The sequence below is a fragment of the Pseudomonas sp. Root562 genome, assembly GCF_001427125.1.
In the GTDB taxonomy this organism is placed as follows: Bacteria; Pseudomonadota; Gammaproteobacteria; order Pseudomonadales; family Pseudomonadaceae; genus Aquipseudomonas.
The window spans coordinates 614,549-630,385 of sequence record NZ_LMGK01000001.1; the positions used below are offsets into that span (position 1 = coordinate 614,549).

At 59.4% G+C, this 15,837-nt stretch carries 15 protein-coding genes; 4 read left to right on the forward strand and 11 right to left on the reverse strand.

Features of this window, described 5'->3' with window-relative positions:
* Nucleotides 1-42: 42 nt before the first annotated feature.
* Nucleotides 43-1,125 carry a BMP family ABC transporter substrate-binding protein gene (locus tag ASD60_RS02760; protein WP_056852518.1) on the reverse strand — a complete coding sequence of 361 codons (1,083 nt, stop codon included), beginning with the start codon at nt 1,123-1,125 and terminating at the stop codon, nt 43-45.
* A 285-nt stretch (nt 1,126-1,410) separates the two neighbouring features.
* Here ASD60_RS02760 and ASD60_RS02765 point away from each other — a divergent pair, with 285 nt between their 5' ends.
* The gene (locus tag ASD60_RS02765) at nt 1,411-2,502 is read left to right on the forward strand and encodes a calcium:proton antiporter (RefSeq protein ID WP_056852519.1); all 1,092 of its coding nucleotides are present in this window, start codon (nt 1,411-1,413) and stop codon (nt 2,500-2,502) included.
* 118 nt (nt 2,503-2,620) lie between these two features.
* Here ASD60_RS02765 and ASD60_RS02770 read toward each other — a convergent pair whose 3' ends face one another.
* From ASD60_RS02770 to ASD60_RS02780, 3 genes are all read right to left on the reverse strand, one after another.
* A complete protein-coding gene (locus ASD60_RS02770; protein WP_056852520.1) occupies nt 2,621-3,979 on the reverse strand; it encodes an 8-oxoguanine deaminase in 1,359 nt (452 codons plus the stop codon).
* 189 nt (nt 3,980-4,168) lie between these two features.
* Nucleotides 4,169-4,858, reverse strand: coding sequence for an SDR family oxidoreductase (locus tag ASD60_RS02775; protein WP_056852521.1), 690 nt, complete (start codon nt 4,856-4,858; stop codon nt 4,169-4,171).
* Between the two features lie 19 nt (nt 4,859-4,877).
* The gene (locus ASD60_RS02780) at nt 4,878-5,234 is read right to left on the reverse strand and encodes a MerR family transcriptional regulator (protein WP_056852522.1); all 357 of its coding nucleotides are present in this window, start codon (nt 5,232-5,234) and stop codon (nt 4,878-4,880) included.
* Between the two features lie 83 nt (nt 5,235-5,317).
* On the opposite strand from ASD60_RS02780, the gene ASD60_RS02785 reads away from it, so the two are divergent.
* Nucleotides 5,318-5,767 (forward strand): hypothetical protein, encoded by a 450-nt coding sequence (locus ASD60_RS02785; protein ID WP_056852523.1) that lies wholly within the window; start codon nt 5,318-5,320, stop codon nt 5,765-5,767.
* A gap of 71 nt (nt 5,768-5,838) precedes the next feature.
* On the opposite strand, the gene ASD60_RS02790 is transcribed toward ASD60_RS02785, so the two are convergent.
* The 6 genes from ASD60_RS02790 to ASD60_RS02815 all read right to left on the reverse strand — a co-directional run bounded on the left by ASD60_RS02790 (nt 5,839) and on the right by ASD60_RS02815 (nt 12,256).
* The gene (locus ASD60_RS02790; RefSeq protein ID WP_056852524.1) at nt 5,839-6,765 is read right to left on the reverse strand and encodes an ABC transporter permease; all 927 of its coding nucleotides are present in this window, start codon (nt 6,763-6,765) and stop codon (nt 5,839-5,841) included.
* Complete coding sequence (locus ASD60_RS02795) at nt 6,765-7,871, reverse strand: ABC transporter permease (RefSeq protein WP_056852525.1); 1,107 nt, start codon at nt 7,869-7,871, stop codon at nt 6,765-6,767. Before ASD60_RS02795 ends, ASD60_RS02790 begins: the two co-directional genes overlap by 1 nt.
* A gap of 11 nt (nt 7,872-7,882) precedes the next feature.
* Nucleotides 7,883-9,448, reverse strand: coding sequence for an ABC transporter ATP-binding protein (locus ASD60_RS02800; protein ID WP_056852526.1), 1,566 nt, complete (start codon nt 9,446-9,448; stop codon nt 7,883-7,885).
* A gap of 557 nt (nt 9,449-10,005) precedes the next feature.
* Entirely contained in the window at nt 10,006-10,587 is a 582-nt protein-coding gene (locus ASD60_RS02805) for an IMPACT family protein (RefSeq protein ID WP_056852527.1), read from the reverse strand.
* Between the two features lie 7 nt (nt 10,588-10,594).
* Entirely contained in the window at nt 10,595-11,245 is a 651-nt protein-coding gene (locus tag ASD60_RS02810; RefSeq protein WP_056852528.1) for a TetR/AcrR family transcriptional regulator, read from the reverse strand.
* A gap of 90 nt (nt 11,246-11,335) precedes the next feature.
* Entirely contained in the window at nt 11,336-12,256 is a 921-nt protein-coding gene (locus ASD60_RS02815; RefSeq protein ID WP_056852529.1) for a LysR family transcriptional regulator, read from the reverse strand.
* A gap of 126 nt (nt 12,257-12,382) precedes the next feature.
* On the opposite strand from ASD60_RS02815, the gene ASD60_RS02820 reads away from it, so the two are divergent.
* Both ASD60_RS02820 and ASD60_RS02825 read left to right on the forward strand, forming a co-directional pair.
* On the forward strand, nt 12,383-13,732 hold the full coding sequence (locus ASD60_RS02820) for an aspartate aminotransferase family protein (protein WP_056852530.1): 1,350 nt from the start codon (nt 12,383-12,385) through the stop codon (nt 13,730-13,732).
* Between the two features lie 74 nt (nt 13,733-13,806).
* Nucleotides 13,807-15,300 carry a CoA-acylating methylmalonate-semialdehyde dehydrogenase gene (locus ASD60_RS02825; RefSeq protein WP_056852531.1) on the forward strand — a complete coding sequence of 498 codons (1,494 nt, stop codon included), beginning with the start codon at nt 13,807-13,809 and terminating at the stop codon, nt 15,298-15,300.
* A gap of 213 nt (nt 15,301-15,513) precedes the next feature.
* Here ASD60_RS02825 and ASD60_RS29280 read toward each other — a convergent pair.
* Nucleotides 15,514-15,837: hypothetical protein (locus tag ASD60_RS29280; protein WP_236708392.1), on the reverse strand; the 324-nt coding region annotated here is incomplete at its 5' end.

Here is a 15,837-nt window from a genome sequence, read left to right on the forward strand (position 1 = left end):
GCCTGCAGGCTGGCTCCCACAGGGTTTGTGTGGGGGGCAAATTTACTTCGGCATCTCGGCCTTCATGCCTTCCACGTAATAATTCATCGACGCGAGCTGCGCATTGGTCGCGCTCACACCGGCAGGAATTTTCTCGGCCCCGGCCTGATCCTTGATCGGGCCGGTGAACGGATGCATTGCACCGCTCTTGATGTCGGCGATGATCTGCTCGGCTTCTGATTTCACTGCGGCCGGTACCAGGTCGCTGATGGGCAGCTCAACCGTTCCTTCCTTCAAACCGCCCCAATAGTCCTGGGACTTCCATGTGTGGTCGATCACGCTTTGGGTTGCCTGAATGTAGTGCGGTGCCCAGTCGTTGACGATGGAAGTCAGCACGGCTTTCGGCCCGAAGTGCGCCATGTCCGAAGCGTAGCCCACGGCATATACACCGCGGCGTTCGGCCGCCTGGATCGGTGCCGGGCTGTCGGTGTGCTGGAAGACCACGTCCACGCCCTGGTCGATCAGCGCGTTGGCGGCGTCCGCTTCTTTACCCGGATCGAACCACGAGTTGACCCACACCACTTTGATCTCGGTGCCGGGGTTGTATTTGTTCAAGGCCAGCTGAATGGCGTTGATGTCGCGGATCACTTCCGGGATCGGGAACGAAGCGACGTAGCCGATTTTCTTGCTCTTGGTCATTTTCGCTGCGAGGAATCCACCGACGTAGCGCCCCTCATAGGTGCGTGCCAGGTAAGTGCCCAGATTCTTGTCCTGTTTGTAGCCGGTGGCGTGTTCGAAGATCTCGTTGGGAAACTGCTTGGCGACTTTCAATGTCGGGTTCATGTAGCCGAAGGACGTGGTGAAGATCAGGTCGTATTTATCCTTGGCCATGTTGCGGATCACCCGCTCGGCGTCAGCGCCTTCAGCGACGTTTTCCACATAGTTAGTGGTGATCCGGTCGCCGAACTTTTCCGCCAGTGCCTTGCGCCCCTGTTCATGCTGATACGTCCAGCCGTGGTCACCGATCGGACCGATATAGACGAAGCCGACTTTCAGCGGATCGGCAGCACTGACGGTCAGGCTGGCGCCAAGACCGATGGCCGCGACAACGGCGCCAAGCAGCTTCTGCAACGGACGTTTGTGCATGAATCCAACTCCATTTTGTTTTGAGGTTGGCAGGGGCAATGCAAATTGCTGACCAATAAGACAACAAAGTCGTGAAACCGCGTTACGCCCATCGCGAGCAAGGTGTGCTGCTACAGGATCGGGTTGCTTTTGCAGGAGCAAGGCTTGCCCGCGATGAGGCCGTCCGGGTCGATAAAAGTGCAGGGTCTGGCCCGGCTGCCATTCACTGGTGCGCTAAGGTTTAACGAAACGTTAGCGCCGCACCGCAGTCAGTGGCTTATCGCACCCCACGGCAAAAGGCCCGCCATGCTCACGATTTTCAAGCAAGAAAGCTTTCTGCTACTGGCCTTGATCGCCGCCATCGTTGCGTTCCCGCTGGAACACTGGCTGCTGCACAGCGGCCAGATGGTCGCGCTGATCGGCGGGCTGGTACTGATTGCCTTCATCGTCGCCGCGTCCATGCGCGTTGCCCATCAGGCCGAATTGCTCGCGGAAAAAGTCGGCGATCCCTACGGCACCATGATCCTGACCTTGGCCGCCGTGCTGGTGGAAGTGGTGATCCTGGCGATCATGATGAGTAACGAAGCCTCGGCGACCCTGGTGCGCGACACGATTTACTCGGCGGTGATGCTCGACATCAACGGCATCCTCGGCCTGGCGGCGTTGATGGGTGGGCTCAAGCACGGCGAACAGTCGTACAACGATGATTCTGCGCGCAGCTACAGCGTGATGATCCTCACCGCCATGGGCGTTTCCATGGTGGTGCCGGAGTTCATTCCCGAAGCCAACTGGAAGCTTTATTCGGCGTTCACCATTGGTGCGATGGTGGTGCTTTACACATTGTTCCTGCGCATGCAGGTCGGGCCGCACAGTTATTTTTTCAGTTACAGCTACCCGGACAAGCGCCGCAAGAAAACGCCCATGGACGAGGAACCGACGCCGGTCAACCTGACGCTGTCGATCGGCCTGCTGGTGTTGGGTGTTGTAGTGATTGGCGCGTTGGCCGAGGTGATGTCCAAGACCCTCGACCTGGGCCTGGAAGGAACGGGCGCGCCGCCGGTGGTCACGGCAATTCTGGTGGCGGCGATCTCGGCGGCGCCTGAAATTCTGACCGCATTACGCGCGGCATTGGCCAACCGTATGCAGTCGGTGGTGAACATTGCCATGGGGGCGTCGTTGTCGACGGTGATCCTGACGGTGCCGGTGATGGAGGCCATGGCGCTCTACACCGGCCAACCCTTCCAGATGGCCATGACCCCGGTGCAGACCGTGATGATCTTCCTCACGCTGATCGTCAGCGCGATCAACCTCAACGATGGTGAAACCAATGCCATCGAAGGCATGACTCACTTTGTGCTGTTCGCGACATTCATCATGTTGTCGTTGCTGGGCCTTTGAACCGCCAGAGAAACCTGTGGGAGCGGGCTCGCCCGCGATGAGGCCGTCACATTCAACATCTCTGTTGGCTGACAGTCTGCTATCGCTGGCAAGCCAGCTCCCACAAGGATCGTGGCGATCAGGTGCCGGCAATCAACTGCCGAGCCGCCTGGCTGTGATCGGCGATCAGACCTTTGAGATCCAGCCCTTCGACCTGTCCATCGATCACTCGCCACTTGCCGCCGACCATCACCCGATCCGCACGGTCCGCGCCGCACAGCAGCAACGCTGACACCGGGTCATGGCTGCCGGAGAACCGCAGCTCATCAAGCTTGAACAGCGCCAGGTCGGCTTGCTTGCCCACCGCGAGTTCGCCGATATCGGTACGCCCCAGCAGACTGGCCGAACCTTTGGTTGCCCAACCCAGCACACGTTCCGGCGTGATCTTTTCAGCGCCGTAGCGCAGGCGTTGGATGTACAGCGCCTGACGCGCTTCGAGCATCATGTTCGAGGCGTCGTTGGACGCCGAACCGTCCACGCCCAAACCGAGCAGCGCGCCGGCGTCAGTCAGTTCGATGCTCGGGCAAATGCCGGAAGCCAGGCGCATGTTCGAACTCGGGCAATGGCAAATACCGGTGCGGGCGGCGCCGAGGCGGGCGATTTCGTCCGGGTTGAAATGAATGCCGTGTGCCAGCCACGTGCGCGGGCCGAGCCAGCCGACGCTGTCCAGATAATCAACGGTGCGCAGGCCGAAACGTTGCAGGCAGAAGTCTTCTTCGTCGAGGGTTTCGGCCAGGTGCGTGTGCAGGCGAACGTCGAGTTTGTTCGCCAGTTCGGCGCTGGCGGACATGATTTCCGGGGTCACTGAAAACGGTGAGCACGGCGCCAGGGCGATCTGGATTTGCGCGCCGTCGCCACGTTCGTGGTACTCGGCGATCAGGCGTTGGCTGTCATCGAGGATCACCTGGCCTTCCTGAACAGTCTGCTGCGGCGGCAGCCCGCCGTCCTTTTCGCCGAGGCTCATGGAACCGCGCGTCAGCATCGCCCGCATGCCCAGTTCGCGAACGCTTTCGACCTGTACGTCGATCGCGTTTTCCAGGCCTTCGGGGAACAGATAATGGTGATCGGCCGCGGTGGTGCAGCCGGACAACAGCAACTCAGCCAGCGCGACTTTGGTGGCGAGGGCGAGCTTTTCCGGGGTCAGCCGAGCCCATACCGGGTACAGGGTTTTCAGCCACGGGAACAACGGCTGATTGACCACCGGTGCCCAGGCGCGGGTAAGGGTTTGATAGAAGTGGTGATGGGTGTTGATCAGGCCCGGCAGAATCACATGTTCGCGGGCATCGAACACGGCATTGCATGGCGCCGATGGTTGTTGACCGAGGCCGAGCACTTCGACGATCACACCGTCTTGCAGCACAAGGCCGCCACGGGCATCGAGATCGTTGGAGGTGAAAATGGCGAGGGGATTTTTTAACCAGGTACGGGTCGCAGGCATGTTGGCCGGCTCCTCTGAAAGTTGGGTTCAGGGTTGCCAGCTCAGTGTTGCCCTGTCTGCTGATCCAGGGTCGCCGGGGAGGCGAGATGCGAAGTTTCGATCAAATCGCCGCCATGGGCAAGCCCGGTCCGACCGAACAACCCATGCCCCTGTGTGAGCGAGCAAGCTCGCTCACACAGGGGCGGCGGATTACCAGGGAATGGTTTCACCCCGATAATTGACGAAGTGATGCCCGCCCTTGCCGACGTACGCGTTCACCTGATCGACCAGACCACGGGTGCTGGTCTCGACATCGATGTCCGCACCTTCACCGCCCATGTCGGTTTTCACCCAGCCCGGATGCATCGACAGCACCGTGAGTCTGGTTTCGCCCAATTGCGTGACGAAGCTGTTGGTCATGGAGTTCAGCGCGGCCTTGCTCGCCTTGTACAACGCCAGCTCCGGCGCGTCGGGCATGGTCACGCTGCCCAGCACCGAGCTCATGAACGCCAGGACGCCGGTGTCCGGGCGGATCTGCCCGACAAAACGCTGGGCCAGGTTGATCGGTGCCACGGCGTTGGTGAAAAACAACTGACCGACGTCGGCCAGCGTTGCACCACCATTCGGCGTCTGGACGTCCGGGCCCTTGACCCCGGCATTGACGAACAGCAGGTCGAACACCTCGCCCTTGAGCTGTTGGCTCAAGGCGAGCACCGCTTGCTGATCGTCCATGTCGAGTTTCTCGATCCGTACTTCGCCCAGCGCCTTCAGCGCATCGGCATTCTGCGGGTTGCGCACGGTAGCGGTGACTCGCCAGCCATCGGCCAGAAGGGTCTTTACCAGGCCAAGACCCAAGCCGCGGGAGGCGCCGATGATGAGTGCGGTTTTTGCCGTAGACATGAGTGGCTTCCTTGTAGATTCAGAATCGTGGATTCAATGGACACTGTTGCCCGAGCCGTTGTTGCAACTCTTCGCGCAGGGCGCCGAGTTCGGCCATGCGGGTTTCGATCAGTTTGAGTTTGTCTTGCAGCAATTGCGTGACGGCGCTGTCGGGATCAGGCGACTGCGAGATGGCCGCGACGCTGTCACCGATCTCGCCGAGGGTAAAGCCCAGCCGTTGAGCGGTCTTGATGTACTGCACCAGTTGCACCATGTCGGGCGGATAGTCGCGATAGCCATTGGCACTGCGTTGCGCCGCGATCAATCCGCGCTGCTCATAGAAGCGCAATGTGTCACGGCTGACGGCGCTGGCCTGGGCTAATTCACCGATGCGCATTTTCTCGACTCATGGAGGGCTTGACCCTGGAGCATACTCCAGGCTTTAGCCTTGTTGCTCCCTGAATTGATGGAGCAATGTCGATGTGGACTTCAACGCAATACCGTCGCTTGGTGCAAGGCAGTGCCTGGTATGACCTGATCGTCACGGCGGCGTTTGTCACGCCCTGGAGTTTCGCCCTGTTGCATGGGCTTCTGACGGGGGTGAGCCAGGCCCTGAATTTGCCCGGTGAGCTGCCACTGTTCGAACCGGTACACCTGTTGATGGCGAATTTGTTGGGCTCGATTGTCTGCGTGTGGTCGGTGTTGCGGATTCGTGATCCGCAGCAGGTTTATGGACGCTATGACGCAGTGGCGCGGTTTTTGTTCGCCGCGTGGCTGGCATATGCCCTGGCCCACGGCGCCAGTTTGTTGGTAGTGGGTTTCCTGGTCCTCGAACTGGCGTGGGGCATTGCTCAAGTGTTGCCTGTCAGGGCCTCATCGCGGGCAAGTCGAATCGTCGCACCGCCGCTCCCACCAGGCGCTCGGGTTTAAGCGAGGTCTGTGTCACACCACGAAAACCTGTGGGAGCTGGCTTGCCAGCGATGAGGCCGGTGCAGTCGTCATCAATGTCCGGCCTGCCACGGCTGCCCCAGCGATACCGGCGCATACAACCGCGTACGCAATGCATCGCGCGACAGCAACACCAGCACCACAATAGTCGCGACATACGGCAGCATCGCCAACAGACTCGACGCAATCGCCAGCCCCAAGCCCTGTGCCACCAGGTGCAGGATGCTGGCGAGGCCGAACAGATACGCACCGAGCAGCAGGCGCCACACCCGCCAACTGGCAAACACCACCAGCGCCAGCGCTATCCAGCCGCGTCCGGCGCTCATGTTCTCCGCCCACATTGGGGTATAGGCGAGGGACAAATAAGCCCCGGCCAACCCGGCCATGGCACCCCCGAACAACACCGCCAGCGTGCGTACGCGCAACACCGGCAACCCCATGGCGCTCGCTGCATCGGGGTTTTCTCCGACGGCCTGAATGATCAGCCCGGTGCGGCTTTTCAGTACCACCCAGGCCACCAGCGCGAATAACGCGAATGACAGATACACCAGCAGATCCTGGGCAAACAGCATCCGCCCGATCAGCGGAATGTCGCTCAAGTACGGGATCGCCAGCGGCTCGAATCCTGTCAACGGTTTGCCCACCCACGCCGCGCCGACAAAGGTTGAAAGCCCCACGCCGAAAATCGTCAGGGCCAATCCGGTCGCGACTTGATTGGCGTTGAACATCAGTGCCACCAGTGCAAACAGGGACGCCAACAACATCCCGGCCAGCATCGCCAGCAACACACCCAGCCACAGGTTGCCGCTGTTGAAGGCGACGATGAACCCGATCACCGCACCGAACAGCATCATGCCTTCCTGGCCCAGGTTGAGTACGCCGCTTTTTTCGCAAACCAGTTCGCCCAGCGCCACCAGCAACAACGGCGTACCGCAGCGCACCATGGCGTAGAAAATATTGCTCAGCAGATCGATATCCATCAAAGCGCTCCTGCGTGTACGGCGGTGGCGGGTGCGCGGCGTGCCCAGCGCAGGTTCAATCGCGGTCGATAAAGAATCAGCACATCACAGGCCAGCAGGAAAAACAGCATCATTCCCTGGAACAGCTGAGTGATGGCCTGTGGCAAATTCATGCTCATTTGCGCGCCCTCGCCACCGATGTACAGCAGCGCCATCAACAGGCTGGAAAGCAGAATTCCGACGGGGTTGAGCCGCCCAAGAAACGCCACGGTGATCGCCGCGTAGCCGTACCCCGGAGACACCTGCGGTACCAACTGGCCAATGGGACCAGTGACTTCGCAAACCCCCGCCAGTCCCGCCAGGCCACCGCTGATCAGCAGCGCCAGCCAGATCAGGCGTTTCTCGCGAAAGCCGACGAACCCGGCCGCGCGCTTGTCCAGCCCGAGCACTTTGATCTGGAAACCGACAAAACTTTTCTGCAACAACACCCACACCGTTACCAAGGCGAGCAGGGCGAAATACACCCCGGCGTGCAACCGGCCATCCTCCGTCAGCAGCGGCAACCGGCTGGCGTCACCGAACATCGCCGATTGCGGAAAGTTGAAGCCTTCGGGGTCTTTCAGCGGACCGTGGACGCAATACAACAACAGGTTCAGGGCAATGTAGTTGAGCATGATGCTGGTGAGGATTTCATTGGCGTTGAAGCGGGTTCGCAACCACGCGGTCAGGCCGGCCCATGCCGCGCCGGCCAGAACTCCGGCCAGCAGGATCAGAACCAGTGCCCAGCGGCTTTGCATATCAATGATGTTTACCGCCAGCGCACTGCCAGCCAATGCGCCGAGCAACAGTTGACCTTCGGCACCGATGTTCCAGATTCGCGCCCGGTACGCGACCGCCAGGCCCAGTGCGCACAGCAGAATGGGCAAGGCCTTGACCAGCAACTCACAGACGCCATACAAGTCACTGACCGGCGCGATCAGCAGGGTATGCAAGGTCAGCCAGGGGGCATGTCCCAATGCCAGGAACAGCAATGAGCCACAGCCCAGCGTGAGGACCGCCGCCAGCAATGGCGAACACCACAACATCACCTGTGATTGCTGGCCACGGGGTTCAAGAGAAAGCAGCATGTGACTCTCCGTTAAAGTGTGGCGGACACCGAGGATTGAGGGGTATCGAACTGGCCGGCCATCCAGCCACCGACATCGGTCAGGCGGGTATCGACGGTGGCTTTGAGTGGCGACATTCGTCCGCTGCACAAGGCGCCAAGGCGGTCGCTGATCTGGAACAGTTCGTCGAGATCTTCAGATACCACCAGGATCGCCGCACCTGCATCGCGCAAGGCAATCAGCGCGCGATGGATCGTCGCGGCGGCCCCGACGTCAACGCCCCAGGTCGGGTGCGCGGCGACCAATAGCCTGGGCTGCTGGAGGATTTCCCGGCCGAGAATGAATTTCTGCAAGTTGCCACCGGACAGGCTGCGGGCCGGTGCTTGCGCGCCCGGAGTCTTGACCCCGAAACGTTCGATGATGGTGTTGGCCAACGCCTGGACTTTGCCGCGCTGGATCAGGCCGTGGCTCACCAGTCCTTGCTGGAAAGCAGTGAGCAGTGCGTTGTCCGCCAGATTCAATTCCGGTACGGCGCCATGCCCCAGCCGCTCGGCAGGGACAAATGCCAGCCCGCGCTGGCGGCGTGCGTCGGGGCGCAAATGCGCGACCGGTTCGTGGCCGAAACTGATCTTGGCGCTGTCGACTCGGGGCAATCGTTCTTCACCGCTGAGCAGGGCCAGCAACTCGTCCTGGCCATTGCCGGCAACCCCGGCGATGCCGACGATTTCACCGCTGCGCACTTCAAGGTTGATGCCGTTGAGCGAACAGCCGAATGGATCCGGGTTGTGCCAGGACAAACCCTGCACATTCAGCCAGACATCCCTTCCCGTCGCTTTTGCATAGTCAGTGATCAACGCCGCCGCTTCGCCGACCATCAATTGCGCCAGTTGCTGATCCGAACACTCGGCCGGCACACAGTGCCCGGCTACCCGACCAGCCCGCAGCACAGTCGCGCTATGGCACAACGCGCGGACTTCAGCGAGTTTGTGGCTGATGAACAAAATGCTGCAGCCCTCTGCAGCGAGCCTGCGCAAGGTGACGAACAGCTCATCGGCCTCTTGCGGGGTCAGCACCGACGTCGGCTCATCAAGAATCAGCAGGCGGATGTCCTGCATCAGGCAACGAACGATCTCCACCCGTTGCCGTTCGCCGATCGACAGGCTGTGGACAAGTCGCTCCGGCTCCAGGGCCATGCCATAGCGCTGCGACACTTCACGAATCTTCGGTTCCAGCTGTCTTGGCGTTCCAGCCGCCGCACCCATGGCCAAGGCGATGTTTTGCGCCACGCTAAGCGTTTCGAACAGCGAGAAATGCTGGAACACCATGCCGATTCCCAGGCCACGAGCCTGGGCGGGATTGCGCATGCTCACCCGCTGCCCTTGCCATATCACCTCGCCTGAATCGGCATGGGTGACGCCGTAGATGATCTTCATCAGGGTACTTTTACCCGCGCCGTTCTCCCCCAGCAGGGCGTGTATTTCACCGGGTGCAATGCTCAGATCGATGGCATCGTTGGCCAGGCAACCGGGGTAGCGCTTGCTGATTCTGCGCAATTGCAGGCGAGGTGGTGCATCGACAATGGGCGCGGCGTGGGTCATGACAGGCTCGGTTCGATTGAAGTTATGCCTGTGGATAAAGCAATTTTCTGGCCAGTAGGTCAGGAAATCATCCGAGCCGTTTGAACCGGAGCGTTGAGTGAGGCACTTCGCTGGGTGGGATGTAAACCGCGGCACCATCTGAGGGCAAAGCCGTTGATCTGGCTCCGGTTTTGCGCGTGCGTTTTTGGTCAAAAAATGAGCAGTGCGCTGTAAGCCATGCCGGATATGGGGCCGCGTCAGCCATGAACGGGTTATCCACAGATTGCTCCACAGTATTTGTGCGCAAGCTTAAAACTTGGGCATAAGCGCTGTGTGGCTTTCTTCTAAAGGTGATAAACCGATCTAACTAATTGTTTTTACTTTGGTTTTAACGTTTTGACAGTGAATTGGATGAAAAATGAGCAAAGCCCGCAAAGCCGCATGACAGAAGGGTTACAGCAGTATGTGCTCAGGTTATCCACAGTCGGGTGCACAGTAGATGTGGGCAAATATGGAATAGGGGATAAAACCCTGTGCCCCAAAAGATCGCAGGGGAAAACTGCGATCCTTTGACCCAGTCAGCGCTGCAAGAGAATGCGCCCACGGCTCAAATCGGCGAGTTGAGTTTGCAAGGTGGCGATCTGCTCGGCCCCTACAGCCAATTGCAGTTCTACGCCATTGGCCGTGAAGTCCTCTTGCACCACCAGCCCGCCGTTTTCCACGACGCGCAACTTCACCAGCACGAGTTCGCCAAATGCACAGGCGCACCGCAGCGGCACGCGGCTGATCAGTTCTACCTTCGGCGCCGCTTGCAGACATTTGTTGGCGCCACCGCCATAAGCCCGGGCCAATCCGCCGGTGCCCAGTTGAATGCCGCCGTACCAACGAATCACCAGCACCGCGACCTGATCGCAATCCTGCGCTTCGATCGCCGCCAGGATGGGGCGTCCCGCAGTGCCGCCGGGCTCTCCATCATCGGTGCTGCGGTATTGATCGCCGAGCTTCCACGCCCAGCAATTGTGCGTGGCATTCAGGTCGCTGTGCTGTTCGATGAACGCCTGGGCTTCGGCAGGGCTGCTGATCGGCGCGGCGTAGGTGATGAAGCGGCTTTTGCGAATCTCTTCGCGGTATTCGCAAAAGTCGCTGAGGGTAAAAGGCATAGTCGTCTTAGAGAGTTGGCGTCAGGCCGCAGCCTTTGAGAATGATGCGAATCAGGTTGTTGCCGGCGTCTTCCATGTCCTGCCTGGTCAATTTGGTACGACCGCTGACTCGGCAGATCTGCGTGGCGAAGTCAGCGTAATGCTGAGTGCTGCCCCACAACAGGAATATCAGATGCACCGGGTCGACCGGATCCATTTTGCCAGCGTCGATCCACGCTTGAAACACGGCGGCACGGCCCTGGAACCAGGTGCGATAGTCCTGGTTGAAATACTCGGTCAGGCATTCGCCGCCGCTGATGACTTCCATGGCGAAGATTCGCGAGGCTTGCGGCTGGCGCCGGGAAAACTCCATCTTGGCGCGGATGTAACGCGTCAGCGCTTCGGCCGGATCATCGTCGGCGGTCAGGGTATTGAAGGTGCTGTCCCACAACTCGATGATGTTGCTCAGCACCGCCACATACAAACCCAGCTTATTGGTGAAGTAGTAATGCAGATTGGCTTTGGGCAAGCCTGCATTCAAGGCGATGGTGTTCATGCTGGTGCCTTTGAACCCGTGACGGGCGAACTCGTCTTCGGCGGCTTTGATGATGGTCTCTTCGTTTTTCTGACGAATGCGGCTGGCGGGTTTTCCGCCGTGGGCTGGGACTTCAAAGGTCATGGGCACTTCCGATCAGGTGGGTGGGTGCGGGCATTGCGTTGATAGCGCACCCACAGGCTCCAGACAAGTCCTTATGCGGCGCAACGATCATTAACGCGTCGCCGCCAGACTCTCCAGAAAACTCTCCAGCACCAAATGTGGGCGACGACCCTTGCGCGTGACCGAGGCGAGACTCAAATCGTAGAAGCGCGTTTTTGATTTCAGCGCGCGCAATCGACCCTGTTGCACCCAGAGACTCGCGTAATGGTCGGGCAGGTAGCCGATATAACGGCCGGTCAGAATCAGGAACGCCATACCTTCGCGGTCCGACGCGCTGGCGGTGCAATTGAGTGCCTGGTAATGGGCCTGGATCTCCGCCGGCAGGCGGAAAGTCGGGGCGATGGCGTCCTGACTGTTGAGGCGCGCATCGTCCAGTTGCTTGTCGTCGACATAAAACAGCGGGTGGCCGACCGCGCAATACAGCAGCGAGCGCTCGCTATACAGCGGTTGATATTCCAGCCCCGACAGGGCACTGGCCTGCGGCACCACGCCGACATGCAGGCGACCGTCGAGCACACCTTGCTCCACTTCATTGGGCGCGATCATGCGAATCTGGATTTGAACGTCCGGGCCACGTTCCTTTAATTGCGCGAGGGCGTGGGTGATGCGCATGTGGGGCAGGGTGACCAGGTTGTCAGTCAGACCAATGGTCAACTCGCCGCGTAAATGCTGATGCAGACCATTGACCTCGGTGCGGAAACTTTCCAGTGCGCTCAGCAACTGCAGCGCTGATTGATAAACCTCCCGGCCTTCTTCGGTCAGGGAAAAACCGGCACGCCCGCGTTGGCAAAGACGCAAACCCAAGCGCTGCTCCAGGTCGCTCATCTGCTGGCTGATGGCCGAGCGACCGATGCCGAGCACTGTTTCCGCCGCAGAGAAGCCGCCGCATTCGACGACGCTGCGAAAGATCCGCAACAAGCGAATATCAAAGTCGCTGACTTGCGCCAGTGGATCGGGACGGCGGCTGGACATAGTTTAGTGGTGACCTGACTAAAGGTTAGAAAAGTTGGATTTCACCGACTTTATCCCCGTGGCAATTTAGCTGCAAGAACGGTTTTTATATCCCTATGTCGCTTATCGCCTTGCGAGGTTTCGCTCATGAACTTGCCTGAAAACGCTCCGACATCCCTGGCCAGCCAGCTCAAACTGGATGCTCACTGGATGCCGTACACGGCCAACCGCAACTTCCAGCGCGACCCGCGCCTGATTGTCGGTGCAGAAGGCAGCTGGCTGATCGACGACAAGGGCCGCAAGGTTTATGACTCGCTGTCCGGTCTGTGGACGTGCGGCGCCGGGCACACCCGCAAGGAAATCCAAGAGGCGGTGGCCAAGCAACTGGGCACCCTCGATTACTCGCCAGGCTTCCAGTACGGCCATCCGCTGTCCTTCCAATTGGCAGAGAAAATCACCGACCTGACACCGGGCAACCTGAACCACGTGTTCTTCACAGACTCGGGTTCGGAGTGTGCTGACACGGCTGTGAAGATGGTCCGCGCTTACTGGCGCCTGAAAGGCCAATCGACCAAAACCAAGATGATCGGTCGTGCCCGCGGTTACCACGGTGTGAACATTGCCGGCACCAGTCTTGGCGGTGTGAACGGTAACCGTAAGTTGTTCGGTCAGGCGATGATGGACGTCGATCACCTGCCGCACACGCTGTTGGCCAGCAACGCTTACTCCCGTGGCATGCCGGAGCAGGGCGGTATCGCACTGGCTGACGAACTGTTGAAGCTGATCGAACTGCACGACGCTTCGAACATCGCCGCCGTATTCGTCGAACCAATGGCCGGCTCCGCCGGTGTCCTGGTTCCGCCTCAGGGTTATCTCAAGCGTCTGCGCGAAATCTGCGATCAGCACAACATCCTGCTGGTCTTCGACGAAGTGATCACCGGTTTCGGGCGTACCGGCACCATGTTCGGCGCCACCACTTTCGGCGTCACCCCGGACTTGATGTGCATCGCCAAGCAAGTCACCAACGGTGCTATCCCGATGGGCGCGGTGATCGCCAGCTCCGAGATCTACCAGACCTTCATGAACCAGGCGACGCCTGAGTACGTGGTGGAATTCCCGCACGGCTACACCTATTCCGCGCACCCGGTGGCATGCGCCGCGGGCCTGGCAGCGCTCGACCTGCTGCAAAAGGAAAACCTGGTACAGAGCGTGGCTGAAGTCGCACCGCATTTCGAAAATGCACTGCATGGTCTGAAAGGTACCAAGAACATCATCGACATCCGTAACTTCGGCCTCGCCGGAGCGATCCAGATCGCCCCCCGTGATGGCGACGCCATCGTTCGTCCGTTCGAAGCCGGCATGGCACTGTGGAAAGCCGGGTTCTACGTGCGCTTCGGTGGCGACACCCTGCAGTTCGGCCCAACCTTCAACAGCAAACCACAAGACCTTGATCGCCTGTTCGATGCGGTCGGCGAAGTGCTGAGCAAGATCGACTGATTTCTCCTTCTATATAGCTATAAACAACGGGCGTTCGGAAACGGGCGCCTGTGGACAACTTTTCAGGAGCTTCCATGAGCGTTATTCCGCATTTGATCAATGGCGAACTGGTGACCGAGAACGGTCGCGCGGTCGATGTGTTCAACCCATCTACCGGACAGGCTATTCACAAGCTGCCGCTGGCGACCCGCGAAACCATCCAGAGCGCCATCGACGCCGCCAAGGCTGCATTTCCGGCCTGGCGCAACACGCCTGCGGCCAAGCGGGCCCAGGTAATGTTCCGCTTCAAGCAACTGTTGGAACAGAACGAAGGCCGGATTTCGCAGTTGATCAGCGAAGAGCACGGCAAGACCCTGGAAGACGCTGCCGGTGAGCTGAAGCGCGGCATCGAGAACGTCGAGTTCGCTTGCGCAGCGCCGGAAATTCTCAAAGGCGAATACAGCCGCAACGTTGGCCCGAACATCGATGCATGGTCGGACTTCCAGCCGCTGGGCGTGGTTGCGGGTATCACCCCGTTCAACTTCCCGGCCATGGTGCCGCTGTGGATGTACCCACTGGCGATCGTCTGCGGCAACTGCTTCATCCTCAAGCCTTCCGAGCGTGACCCGAGCTCGACACTGCTGATCGCACAATTGCTGCTGGAAGCCGGACTGCCGAAGGGCGTGCTGAGCGTGGTACACGGCGACAAGACAGCGGTGGACGCGCTGATCGAAGCGCCAGAAGTCAAAGCGTTGAGCTTCGTCGGTTCGACGCCGATTGCCGAATACATCTATGCCGAAGGCACCAAGCGCGGCAAACGCGTGCAAGCCCTGGGCGGCGCGAAGAACCATGCAGTGCTGATGCCGGATGCGGATCTGGACAACGCAGTAAGTGCATTGATGGGCGCAGCTTACGGTTCTTGCGGTGAGCGCTGCATGGCGATCTCGGTGGCCGTGTGCGTGGGTGATCAGGTTGCCGATGCTTTGGTGGCCAAACTCACTCCCCAGATCAAGGCATTGAAAATCGGTGCGGGCACTTCCTGCGGCCTGGACATGGGGCCTTTGGTTACCGGTCAGGCGCGCGACAAGGTCAGCGGTTATGTCGAAGATGGCGTAGCGGCTGGCGCTACGCTGGTCGTGGACGGTCGTGGTCTGACCGTGGCCGGTCATGAAGAAGGGTTCTTCCTGGGTGGCTGCCTGTTCGACAACGTCACACCAGAGATGCGCATCTATAAAGAAGAGATCTTCGGGCCGGTGCTGTGCATCGTTCGGGTCAACAGCCTGGAAGAAGCGATGCAGTTGATCAACGATCATGAATACGGCAATGGCACTTGCATCTTCACCCGTGACGGCGAAGCGGCGCGGTTGTTCTGCGACGAGATCGAAGTGGGCATGGTCGGTGTGAACGTTCCATTGCCGGTGCCAGTGGCTTACCACAGCTTCGGCGGCTGGAAGCGTTCGCTGTTCGGCGACCTGCATGCCTACGGCCCGGATGGCGTACGTTTCTACACTCGCCGCAAGGCAATCACTCAGCGTTGGCCTCAGCGTGCGAGCCATGAAGCATCGCAGTTCGCGTTCCCTAGTTTGTAAGTAGAAGGGCAAACAAAGAGGCCGACCCATTGGGTCGGCCTCTTTGTTTTCGGGCTTTTTTGACCTATATGACAGATTTGTGAAAATAGCGGTTGACGGCAGATCTCAGGTGTCTATAATTCGCCCCACTTCCGGCGCAGTCGAAACGGAAAACTCCTTGGTAAACAAAGAGTTACGCGGTTTTCGGCAGCAAGTTGCTTCAGATCATCGAAGTCAGAAGGAAGTTGAAAAAGAGGTGTTGACAGCAGCGTGTAACGCTGTAGAATTCGCCTCCCGCTGACGAGAGATCGACAGCGCAAGTGGTTGAAGTTGGTCATCGAAGCCAGAAGGAAGTTGAAAAAGAGGTGTTGACAGCAGCGTGTAACGCTGTAGAATTCGCCTCCCGCTGACGAGAGATCGACAGCGCAAGTGGTTGAAGTTGTTAAGGAAATCCTTGARAACTTCTGAAAATAACCACTTGACAGCAAATGAGGCTGCTGTAGAATGCGCGCCTCGGTTGAGCAAAGCGCTTAACCAACCGCTCTTTAACAACTGAAT